This window comes from Mesorhizobium sp. M7A.F.Ca.CA.004.06.1.1 (assembly GCF_003999135.1).
In the GTDB taxonomy this organism is placed as follows: domain Bacteria; phylum Pseudomonadota; class Alphaproteobacteria; order Rhizobiales; family Rhizobiaceae; genus Mesorhizobium.
In genome coordinates this window covers 25,406-36,229 of record NZ_RZPQ01000004.1, presented here as the reverse complement: position 1 = coordinate 36,229, position 10,824 = coordinate 25,406, and the positions used below count along the sequence as shown (strand labels likewise).

Sequence of the window (10,824 nt, the reverse complement as noted above, 5' to 3'; positions counted from 1 at the left end):
TATCCCTGCCGGCGAGCCGGTGCGGCTGCTATTGACCTCGACCGATGTGATCCATTCCTTCTGGATCCCAAGCTTGGCCGGCAAACTCGATCTTATCCCCGGCCACATGAACGTGTTGGATATCAAGGCCGACAAGCCGGGCGTCTACCGTGGTCAATGCGCTGAATTCTGCGGTGCGCAGCACGCCAATATGGGCACCTTCATCATCGCCGAACCGCGCCCGAAATTCGATGCGTGGCTGAACGACCAGTTGCAGCCGGCCGGCGCGCCGGCGAGCGGCGAAGCCAAGGCCGGCGCAGACCTGTTCCTCAAACGCCCCTGCGTGATGTGCCACAGGATCGGGGGAACGCCGGCCGGCGGAACGGTGGCTCCCGACCTCACCCACATCGCCAGCCGGAAAACATTGGCGGCCGGAACGCTGACGATGAGCCGCGGCAATCTCGCCGCCTGGATAGCCGACCCGCAAGGCATCAAGCCGGGTTCCCACATGCCAGTGGCAGATCTCAACGGCGACGAGCTCAACGCAATCGTCGCTTATCTCGAGGGGCTGAAATGAGCAGCGCCGATGTCACAGGCGACCGCCACATCCCGGAACCAGACCCCGCCAAGGGCGACCTTGCTCCCGAACGTGACGGCCCCCGCGATACCGGCATGGATGATGCCAGCCTGCATCGCTGGCTCGAGCGCACCTGGCGGACGCCGTCCGGCATCGTCGGAGCGCTCTCGAGCGTCGATCACAAGGTGATCGCACGACGCTATTTGATCACCGCTTTCGTCTTCCTTGGTCTTGGCGGTCTCAACGCTGTCGCCATGCGTATCCAGCTTTCGGGACCGCAACGCGGCCTGATCGGGCCCGACCTCTACAACCAGCTGTTCACCATGCATGGCGTTACGATGATGTTTCTGTTCGCCGTGCCCATCGTGCAGGCGACCGGGATCTACCTGGTGCCGCTGATGGTGGGCACCCGCAACATCGCGTTTCCGCGCCTGAACGCGTTCAGCTATTGGATCTACGTCTCGGGCGGCGCTTTCGCCTGGGTGTCGTTTGCCCTCAACATGGCTCCTGATGTGGGCTGGTTCGCTTACGTGCCGCTGTCCGGACCCGAATTCGCACCGGGCAAGCGCGCCGATGTCTGGGCGCAGATGATCACCTATACCGAAGTGTCGTCACTGGCCGTCGCGGTGGCAACCATCGTCACGGTGTTCAAGCAGCGGGCCCCCGGGATGTCGCTGGACAAGATCCCGCTCTATGTCTGGGCGATGCTGGTCACTTCTTTCGTCGTCATCTTCGCGATGCCGGCGGTGATGATCACCTCGACTTTCCTGATCCTTGACCGGCTGGTCGGCACGCACATCTTCAACCCGGCGGAAGGTGGGGATGCTCTGCTGTTCCAACACCTCTTCTGGTTCTTCGGCCATCCGGAGGTTTACATCATCTTCCTGCCGGCGACGGGCATGGTGTCCGCGATCATTCCTGTTTTCGCCAGGCGACCGACATTCGGTCATCTCGGGCTGGTCCTGTCGCTTATCGCAGTCGGCTTCCTGTCGTTCGGGCTCTGGGTTCACCACATGTTCGCCACGGGATTGCCTAAGCTCGGCGCCAGTTTCTTCACCGCATCCAGCATGCTGATCGCGATTCCAAACGGCGTGCAGATCTTCTGCTGGCTTGCAACACTTTGGGACCGCCGGCCGGTGATCCGGACGCCATTGCTGTTCGTCTTCGGCTTCTTCTTCATCTTCGTCATCGGCGGGCTAACCGGCGTCATGCTCGCCTCGGTGCCACTGGATCTTCAGGTGCACGACACCTATTTCGTCGTCGCGCATTTCCATTACGTGCTGATCGGCGGCTCGGTGTTCCCGCTGCTTGGCGCGGCTTATTTCTGGTTCCCGAAGATCACCGGCCGCATGATGAGCGAACGCCTTGGACGGTGGCATTTCTGGCTGGCCTTCATCGGGTTCAATGCGGCCTTTTTCCCGATGCATCTCGTCGGCCTATGGGGCATGCCACGAAGGGTCTACACCTATCCGGCCGAGCTTGGCTGGGGCAACATCAACCTTTTCATCTCTGCCGGGGCGCTGCTCTTTTTCCTGAGCTTTGTCCTGTTCACTTTCAATCTGGTGCATGGCGCGCTCAAAGGCACCCTGGCCGGCAACAACCCGTGGGACGCAGGAACCTTGGAGTGGGCAACGTCCTCGCCACCGCCGAGCTATAATTTCGCACGCATTCCCATGGTTACCCATATCGAGCCGCTCTGGGCCGAGCGCGAGGCGCTCCCTGTAGCGACCGGGCTCCGCGTCGATGCGCGCGAACTCCTCATCTCGACCTTGGCCGAAGCTTATCCCGATATTCGCGAGAAATCGGCCACACCGTCGATCTGGCCGCTTTTTGCGGCGCTAGCCGTCGGCGGCACGTTTCTCTATTCGATCTTCACGCCTTGGGCGATCGTCTGGGGCGCCGCGCCGATCGCCATCACGTTGATCGGTTGGTTCTGGCCCAAGGGCGATCCGGAGGACCAGGAATGAAGCAGCGCGCCGCCGCCGATCTTTCTGGCCTGCCGACCTTCGGGCACGGTCCGCGCAGCCCCACCTGGTGGGGCACGCTCGGCTTCATGGCTTTGGAAGGCACCGGTTTCGCGCTGGCAGCGGGCGCATATCTCTATCTTGCGCTGTCGTGGCCAGCGTGGCGGCTTAGCGCACCGCAGCCTGACCATTGGCCCGGAACGATCGTGACGATTTTGTTTGTCGTCAGCCTTGTGCCCAACCACGTCCTCCACCGCCACGCCAAGCAATGCTCCATGGTTCCGGTGCGGATCGGCCTGGTGGTTATGTCGCTGCTCGGCATCGCTCCGCTCGTCGTGCGCTGGTTCGAATTCCCCGCCCTCAACATCTATTGGGACACCAACGCCTATGGATCGATGCTCTGGGTGCTGCTTGGCCTGCACACCACGCACCTTATAACCGATGTCGGCGACACCATCGTGCTGACAGTGCTGATGTTCACGCGCCACGGCTATAGCGGCCGGCGCTTCGGCGATGTCGGCGACAATGTCTTCTACTGGGATTTCGTGGTCCTGACCTGGATCCCGATCTACGTGCTCATCTATTGGGCGCCGAGGCTAGGCTGAGATGCGAGCGTTACGGTTGGGAACGTCTTGGGGTGGTCTTCTGTCAGGTCCGCTGGCCTGGGCGGTCTCGACACAGCTGAATTATGCGCTGGTGCCTTGGCAATGCAACCGCCAGGTGCCGGTCGTGCTTCCCGTGGCGCTGCTGCTCGTCTTGTTGTCGCTGCTCGGCGGGGCGCTGTCGTGGCGGGCGAAGCAGCGAGGCGGTGCCGCATTCAAGCCGGAGCGTACGCGCGGCACAGAGCGCTTCGTCGCCAATCTCGGGATGTTGTCGGCGTTGCTGTTTGCGCTTGTGATCCTCATGCAAGGCAGCGCGGCGCTGATCCTGGATGAGTGCCTGCGATGAACCTGGACGCGCTGTTCCCTACTTCCATCTGCTACGGCGCCGCCGCGCCCGGGGCCGGGTGGACGCTCGCGCTGCCCATCACCCTGCCACTCGCCGTGCTTGCCCTGATATATGTCGTTGGCGCTGGCCGGCTTTGGCGGCGCAGCAGCCGCGGCAGGACTCTGCGGCTGCGCCAGGCTCTGCTGTTCACGGCCGGATGGAGCGTGTTGACAGCCGCATTGGTCAGCCCGATTCATGTGCTCGGCGAGCAGGTCTTTGCGGCGCATATGATCGAGCATGAACTGCTGATGGCCGTGGCGGCGCCGCTGTTGGTCTCTGCCTGCCCGACTGCGGCCTTGATGTGGGGCCTACCCATCCGGTTCCGGCGCGTTCTGGGAATTGCCGGACACGCCAATTGGCTGAGGGTGGTCTGGGCCTTCGCAACGCGGCCGATCAGCGCGACCATTATCCACGGCATTGCTATATGGATTTGGCACATTCCGGTGTTGTTCGAGGCCGCGCTCGAACGCGGCGTACTGCACTATGCACAGCACGCGAGCTTCTTCGGAACAGGGCTGCTGTTCTGGTGGGTCCTCTTGCCGCGTCCCGGCCGCCAGCATGCCTATGGGAGCGCAGTGATGCACCTCTTTGTCACCTCGCTGCATACCGGGCTGCTCGGCGTTCTCCTGTTGCTCTCGCCACGCCTCTGGTACCCGGAGAACGCCGTGGGAGCGGCACTGTGGAATTTGAGCCCCCTGGAGGACCAGCAACTTGCTGGGCTGGTGATGTGGGTTCCGGCTGGATTGATATATGGCGGCGCAGCGCTGCTGCTGGCCGCGTTGTGGATCAAGGCGAGCGGAAGGAGGGAGGCGGCGCATGCGTACGAGCGTGTCTAAACTGCTTGCCGCCGTCATCGCCGCGCTGGTGCTGCTCGTCGCGGCCGTGGCCGGAATGACCTGGTGGTCCGATCGGGCCGCGCGCGTCCGCCACGAGGCGGAGGCGGCCACAGGCGGTGACACTGCGAGGGCCTTGCCGATCATGACTGCGAATGGCTGTTCCGGCTGCCATACGATTACGGGCGTGCCGGGCGCGCAAGGGCAGGTCGGTCCTCGCCTGGATGCCAGTCTTGCTGACCGCGTCTTTATCGGCGGCGGGCTGGCCAACAATCCAGAGAACCTGATCCGCTGGATACGATCGGCCAGGGAAATCAATCCGCACACCGCCATGCCGTCGACCCGGATAACAGAGCAGCAGGCGCGCGATATCGCGGCTTACCTCTACGCTCTGAAATGACTCGAGCGGTTCACCGTTTGAACAACAACGCCGGCCCTTCTGAAGAGACCGACTATCGTTGATCCAGGATCATTCAAGCTAGGTTTGACGCTGAGACGGATCGGAAATCCGTTCACGCACGGCATGCTCGGTTTTGTCTGCCGTGGACTTCACGACCTCGCCGAGCTGATCGGCCATCGTGCCTGCTTCCATATTTTTCCGGCCAGCTTCCTGCTTGATGGTCTCATAGGCGTCGGCGGCGACCTGCTTGGCTTCATCCAGACCCCTGTCGAGCATGGTTTCGGCGGTGTCGCGAAGCTTGTCGCCATAGGCGCCTAGTTGCTCATCCTCCGTTGCGGTATGGGGCAGCATTGCACCTATGGCGGCGCCGATGGCGAGACCGGCGGCCGCTACGGCCAAGGGTTGGTTCTCAAACAGTTCTTGGGCAGAGCGGGTGGTTTTCGCCGCCATCTCGCCGGTCACCGATCTTGCAGTGGCCGTGCTGCCCGTCAAACCCTCGGCGGCGTTGCTTGCCGCGCTCGAAACGGTATCGCTGACGCTGGTAGCAGCCGACGACAACGATGTGGCGGCATCGGAAAGCGTGCTGCCAAGGCCTCCACGCTCCCCGTCATCATGTCGTCCCGGCGCCGAAGGCATGGAGTATCCAGCCGAACCGTGGGGGGTGTTTGAGGTACCGCTGCCGAACATCAGCCAAGCCAGACCTGCGCCCACCATGGTGACCGGCAAAGGATTGTCTCGGACCTGCGTTCTGAGATTGCTGAGCATGGCCGAGCTCTCCCCTCCCGAGAACAGCCCGGTGAACTCATCCAGCAATTGTCCGGGCGTCATCTTGCCTCGAATGGATTCGGCGGTCTCCATCACCCGGGCGCGGGCTGCCTCGGCCTCGCGTTCAAGTTCGGCTGCGGATTTCTCTTTCATCTCACCTGTTCCTTGATCACGCTCGCGTCGCGCTTAAGCTGTTCCTGGGTCCGGTCGGGGGTAAGTTCCGAAGGCGCCATGCTGGCCATCCCGGTCCGCAGCAGGATGACGCCGAGGACCGCCACGACCACACCGACCAGCAGGGAAGACCACCCCGCGCCTAGCCCTGCCCGCGTCAGTGCGATAACGAGTGCCTGCAGCAACACCAATAGCGCGGCGAGCAGGCAAATCGCGCCGCCCAGTACTTCCGCGGCACCTGCTCCGGCTTTGGCAAGCTTTTCAGAGAGCTCCGCCCGAAACAGCCTTGCCTCGGTTTGCACCAGTGGTGACATTCTGGGCCAAGTCGGTGATCAGTCCGGTAAGGCTGGGATTGTCCTGGGTGTTCATCTGTCCTGCTCCGCGTTCTGCGTGGCCCCATCATCGCCGACGAGGCCCGAATCCTGCGAACGATCAACGGACCAACCCTGTGCCTGATCGGTGTGTGATTTGAGGTCTCCCGCAGCATCCTGGAATTCTGGACCCGCCGGCGGAGAAGCCTTGATGAACCGCCCGAGAGCCAATCCGGCCAATACCGATCCGGCAAGCAGGACACCGGGATTTTGCCGGCCAAAGGACTGCACGTCCTCCAGGACCTGGCCGAACGGTTTCTGTTTCAATGACGATGAAAGCCGCTCCAAGCCACCGGCGGCATCCAATGCGAACTTCGATGCGTTCCTTTCATCGTTGTTGGCCAGATGGTCACTGGCCGCGCGCAGTGCGCCGCCCAGCGCCGCCAGACTCGATCCGATGTCGCGCTGAGCTTCCTCCGCCTTGTCGGAAATCGCATCCCTGGCTTCAGATGCATAATCGCCAGCCTTACGGGTCACCGTGTCACGCGCGTCGTGAAGCAGCTCGCTGGCACGTTCTTGTTCCTGGCGAAGCCTGTCGGAAACGTCGCTTTTCGCCTTGTCGAAATCGGTGGGCTGTCCGCCCTGATCGTTCTCATGCTGCATGGGCCACCTAGTGAAGACCGAGGAAGGAGAGGACCGCGAGCACGACAACGATAAGGCCGATAAGATAGATGACACTGTTCATGTGCACGTCCTCCGTGGCTTCCCAACTTCGTGGAACCTCCGATGTTCCACTAGGTGAAAGCATTTATGATCAGGCTGAAACGGAGAGCTCGTCAGGCACGCAACAATCAGGAATGAGCTGAGCTGCCCCTCGTGCGGAGCTTCAGTGGCTCGAGTACAAACCTTGTGCTCCCGACTGCGCACGGGTCGAGCGGAAGGCCGCCGGTTGCCTCGGCTTTGGCTGACCTTTGTCTATTCGGCTGTCCGCCTGTCGATCATCTGCTCGCTCTGGACGCCCGGCACGTCCCTGCGCTGTTAGACGCCTTCAACGAAGCGAGGATGAAGGCATAGAATACGTGCTGATGTTTCATTCTCCTGCGGGAAGGAGCAGAGATATTCAGTTCGCCCATGTCTTCGAACGCCGCGAGCGACTGCTGCATGGTGTCGTGTGCACGCGCTCCGACGGATTGTTCCGTCCGAGCAACACCTAAATCATGCAACCTTGGAAAACAGGGCGACGTCGCATCTGGCCAAGCCGTAGCGCCACCGATGATCGGTCGTGGCGACCCGGCTTTGGTAAAACAGCGAAAGTTGGCCCCCTTCGATCATCACGGTCGAGTGGCCGTTCTCTCCCGGCTGGCCTGGTTCCAGCACCGGTCCCATCGACACATAGGGTCCAGCAACATCATCGGCGATGGCAAAAAACACGCGTTGCCGGTTTCCCCGAAGGCCATTCGGGAGAAAGCAAGTGGCATTGAGAAGCACGCGGCCATCCGGCAATTCGACCAGTTGTGCGCCCTCTATCCCCCATTCGTAGTCGGGATCCTCTCTCGTGTTGTGGTGAGGAACTTCATTATGGTCGAGGATCTTGCCGATCCGCTTCCAAGGGCCGAACCATGAATCGGATTGGCTACGCGCGAGATAGATGTCGGGCTGTGGCACCCTGGTGAATTTTGGCATGGCGGAATAGACGAGGTAGCGCTTGCCGCCAATAACTGCGGGATGCGGATCGTAAATGCCATCTTCCTCCGTGTCCGGGATGGCGAGGATTGCCGGGCTAAGAACCACCCAATGGAACCCGTCATTGGAAACCGCATGCTCGCAGCGGCCACCAGACTTCATGAACTCGGTCTGGATGAACATGTGAAAGACGCCACTTTCGTGAATGACCCCCGGAGCCGCAACACCACTCCCATTGATAGGAAGCTCGATCGACTGATGCTCGGTCCACGGCCCATAAAGTTCCGGCGCCGTGGCATGCAGGATCCTCCACGTCTCGCTGGTCACCGTGCCGCTCGAGCCGAAGACGTGCCACAGGCTGCCATCAAAGACGGGGCAAGGGTCTTTGAGATCATCCACGCTTTGCGGATGAAACAGCGGAAAAACATTGGTTGAAAAGTCGATCTTCATATCAGCCCCGGAATTCGCCTGGCACGGACTCGCCAGTGATGCGGGCGAATCAACTTGATGTCCTGCACATTTTATAACCAGCGACTTAAACGCAAATACGGCAGGTCAGTTCTCCACCGACATTCCCCCGTCGCTCACGCTTTCAAAGCCCGGCGACGCGTGGTGGCCGTTCTCAGCTCCGCGGAAATGTCGTCGCATTCGTCATCCGAGCGGTGACTGAGAGCACTTCACTTCACCTTGGAACAACTCACGCGCGGGAAAGTTAGGAGCTGGCATCGAAGTCTATTTCTCCTCGACCCGCTATTAACAAATGTTAGTCGTAACATAAACCAAAGATTACGAGAAGGAACATCTCAATGGAAGCAGCCTTGGGCAGGGTATCCGCCAGTAAACACGTTGGCAGGGAAAATCTACTGGTTTGCTTCTCCCATTTGCGATGGAATTTCGTTCATCAACGGCCGCAGCATATCCTCACTCTTGCATCCATGAAGCAGAGAGTGATCTACTTTGAAGAGCCTGTTTTTGAAGAACTGCCACAGCCGCTGATGCGGACGAGCGAGGCGTCGCCAAACATTCTAATTGTGACACCAGTGCTTCCGCTCGGCGCGTCGGCCGCGAAATCAGATGCCGTCCAGCGGAGATTTGTTCAGCAGATCATAGCTTCTATGCCGCACAGCCGGCTGATCGCCTGGTACTACACGCCGATGGCTCTTCGCTTCACGGAGTTCCTTGACCCAGACATATGCGTCTACGACTGCATGGACGAACTCTCCGCCTTCAAGAATGCACCGCCCGAACTGGCGCAGATGGAAAAGGAACTTCTGCGCCGCGCCGATCTCGTTTTCACCGGTGGCCTGAGCCTGTTCGAGACCAAGCGCCGCCTGCATCAGGCCATTTACCCCTTTCCGAGCAGCATCGATGTCAAACACTTTCACAAGGCAAGGCTGCCAGGAAAGGACCCCATCGATCAGGCCGGCATTCCTCACCCGAGGGTGGGGTATTTCGGCGTCATCGACGAGCGGCTGGACGTCGACCTCGTGGCGCTAGCGGCGCGGACCATGCCGGACGTGCATTTCGTCATGATCGGCCCCGTTGTCAAAATCGATCCTGCAATCCTGCCGAAGGCCGACAATCTGCATTGGTTGGGCGCGAAGGCCTACTGCGACCTGCCCGATTATCTGCGCCATTGGGATGCCGGGTGGATGCCGTTTGCGCTCAACGAAGCGACCCGGTTCATCAGCCCAACCAAGACGCCAGAGTTTCTGGCGGCGGGCCTGCCGGTGATCTCGACGGCAATCGTTGACGTTGTGCGCAGCTACGGCGCTGCTGGGCTGGTGGAGATCGCCGACATTGACGACTTGGACAGCAAGCTGCGCTCCCTGCTTTTGCGACCGCGCGAGATGCTGCTGCCGCAAGTCGATGCCTATCTGGCTGACATGTCGTGGGAAAGAACATGGAAGGCCATGGCCGCTCACATTGAGGGCGCCTACCGACGCAAGAAGGTCGTCCCGCTCCGCAGGAGCGCATAGCCATGTTCGATTGGCTGATCGTGGGCGCGGGGTTTGCCGGCAGCGTGCTTGCTGACAGGATAGCCTCCCAGCGTCATGAAAGCGTTCTCCTGGTCGACCGCCGCAGCCATGTCGGCGGCAACGCCTACGATTGCTACAATGAAGCCGGCATCCTCATCCATCGTTACGGGCCCCATATTTTTCACACCAACAGCCAGTCGATCGTGGACTACCTCTCGCAGTTCACCCAATGGCGCACATACGAGCACAGGGTTCTGGCGGCGGTTGACGGGAAACTGCTTCCCATCCCGATCAATCTCGACACGATAAACCGCCTTTATGGCCTCGAGTTGAATTCCGCACAGTTGGAGGAGTTCTTCGCATCGCGGCGCGAGACGGTAGAGGACGTGCGAACGGCCGAGGATGTTGTCGTCAGCACCGTGGGACGCGAGCTCTACGAGAAGTTCTTCCGTGGTTATACAAGGAAGCAATGGGGCGTCGATCCGAACCAGCTGAGCAAATCAGTGACGGCACGAGTGCCGACCAGGACCAACCGCGATGATCGCTATTTCAGCGACAGCTTCCAGAAGATGCCTGCCGGTGGATACACGAGGATGTTCGAGCGCATGCTCGGTCACCCGAACATCAAGGTCATGCTGCAGACCGACTTCCGCGAAATTCGTGACAAGATACCCTTCAACCGCCTGATCTATACCGGCCCGATCGACGAATATTTCGGCTGGCAGCTAGGGCGTCTTCCTTATCGTTCGCTCCGTTTCGAGCACGTCACACTCGACCAAGAGCAGTTTCAGCCGGTTGCCGTCGTCAACTACCCCCAGACGGAAGATTACACCCGCATCACCGAATACAAACATTTGACCGGCCAACGGAGCGTGCGGACCAGCCTGACATACGAATATCCCACCGATATCGGGGACCCGTACTATCCGGTGCCGCGGGCCGAAAACGAAGAGCTCTACAAGCGCTACGAAGCGCTCGCCGCAACCTGTCCCGACGTGTGGTTTGTCGGCCGCCTGGCAACCTACCGCTACTACAACATGGATCAGGTGGTCGGGCAGGCCCTGGCAACCTTCGCACGCATTCAAAAGAGCGTCCCGGAATGGGCGGGCGTGGGGAATGCGTCGTTGGCCGAAGGGGCGCTGTAGCTCCCCCACCTGGACCCGGGAGCATCGGCG

General features: G+C 60.8%; 12 protein-coding genes. 8 read left to right on the top strand and 4 right to left on the bottom strand.

Going from position 1 to position 10,824, the window contains the following annotated elements:
• The 6 genes from EN906_RS01095 to EN906_RS01070 all read left to right on the top strand — a co-directional run.
• A partial coding sequence (locus EN906_RS01095; RefSeq protein ID WP_127268119.1) for a c-type cytochrome occupies positions 1-556 on the top strand: 556 nt, incomplete at its 5' end.
• Positions 553-2,523 carry a cytochrome c oxidase subunit I gene (ctaD, locus tag EN906_RS01090; RefSeq protein WP_127268120.1) on the top strand — a complete coding sequence of 657 codons (1,971 nt, stop codon included), beginning with the start codon at positions 553-555 and terminating at the stop codon, positions 2,521-2,523. The genes EN906_RS01095 and ctaD, both read left to right, overlap by 4 nt.
• Entirely contained in the window at positions 2,520-3,125 is a 606-nt protein-coding gene (locus EN906_RS01085) for a cytochrome c oxidase subunit 3 (protein ID WP_127268121.1), read from the top strand. Before ctaD ends, EN906_RS01085 begins: the two co-directional genes overlap by 4 nt.
• 133 nt (positions 3,126-3,258) lie before the next feature.
• On the top strand, positions 3,259-3,468 hold the full coding sequence (locus tag EN906_RS37970; protein ID WP_245473082.1) for a hypothetical protein: 210 nt from the start codon (positions 3,259-3,261) through the stop codon (positions 3,466-3,468).
• Positions 3,465-4,343, top strand: coding sequence for a cytochrome c oxidase assembly protein (locus EN906_RS01075; RefSeq protein WP_127268123.1), 879 nt, complete (start codon positions 3,465-3,467; stop codon positions 4,341-4,343). The genes EN906_RS37970 and EN906_RS01075 overlap by 4 nt, the downstream gene beginning before the upstream one ends.
• Positions 4,324-4,740 carry a c-type cytochrome gene (locus EN906_RS01070; protein WP_127268124.1) on the top strand — a complete coding sequence of 139 codons (417 nt, stop codon included), beginning with the start codon at positions 4,324-4,326 and terminating at the stop codon, positions 4,738-4,740. Before EN906_RS01075 ends, EN906_RS01070 begins: the two co-directional genes overlap by 20 nt.
• A 78-nt stretch (positions 4,741-4,818) precedes the next feature.
• On the opposite strand, the gene EN906_RS01065 is transcribed toward EN906_RS01070, so the two are convergent.
• The 4 genes from EN906_RS01065 to EN906_RS01050 form a co-directional block, all read right to left on the bottom strand.
• Positions 4,819-5,658, bottom strand: a complete 840-nt coding sequence (locus EN906_RS01065; RefSeq protein WP_127270405.1) for a DUF3618 domain-containing protein — start codon at positions 5,656-5,658, stop codon at positions 4,819-4,821.
• The gene (locus tag EN906_RS01060) at positions 5,655-5,990 is read right to left on the bottom strand and encodes a phage holin family protein (RefSeq protein ID WP_236383248.1); all 336 of its coding nucleotides are present in this window, start codon (positions 5,988-5,990) and stop codon (positions 5,655-5,657) included. The genes EN906_RS01065 and EN906_RS01060 overlap by 4 nt, the downstream gene beginning before the upstream one ends.
• 51 nt (positions 5,991-6,041) lie before the next feature.
• Complete coding sequence (locus EN906_RS01055) at positions 6,042-6,650, bottom strand: hypothetical protein (protein WP_127266481.1); 609 nt, start codon at positions 6,648-6,650, stop codon at positions 6,042-6,044.
• Positions 6,651-7,202: 552 nt separating this feature from the next.
• Positions 7,203-8,120 (bottom strand): hypothetical protein, encoded by a 918-nt coding sequence (locus tag EN906_RS01050; protein WP_164748700.1) that lies wholly within the window; start codon positions 8,118-8,120, stop codon positions 7,203-7,205.
• A gap of 356 nt (positions 8,121-8,476) precedes the next feature.
• Here EN906_RS01050 and EN906_RS01045 point away from each other — a divergent pair, with 356 nt between their 5' ends.
• Positions 8,477-9,649 (top strand): glycosyltransferase, encoded by a 1,173-nt coding sequence (locus EN906_RS01045; RefSeq protein ID WP_127266480.1) that lies wholly within the window; start codon positions 8,477-8,479, stop codon positions 9,647-9,649.
• Positions 9,650-9,651: 2 nt separating this feature from the next.
• Positions 9,652-10,794, top strand: a complete 1,143-nt coding sequence (gene glf / locus EN906_RS01040; protein WP_127375050.1) for a UDP-galactopyranose mutase — start codon at positions 9,652-9,654, stop codon at positions 10,792-10,794.
• The last annotated feature ends 30 nt before the right edge of the window (positions 10,795-10,824 follow it).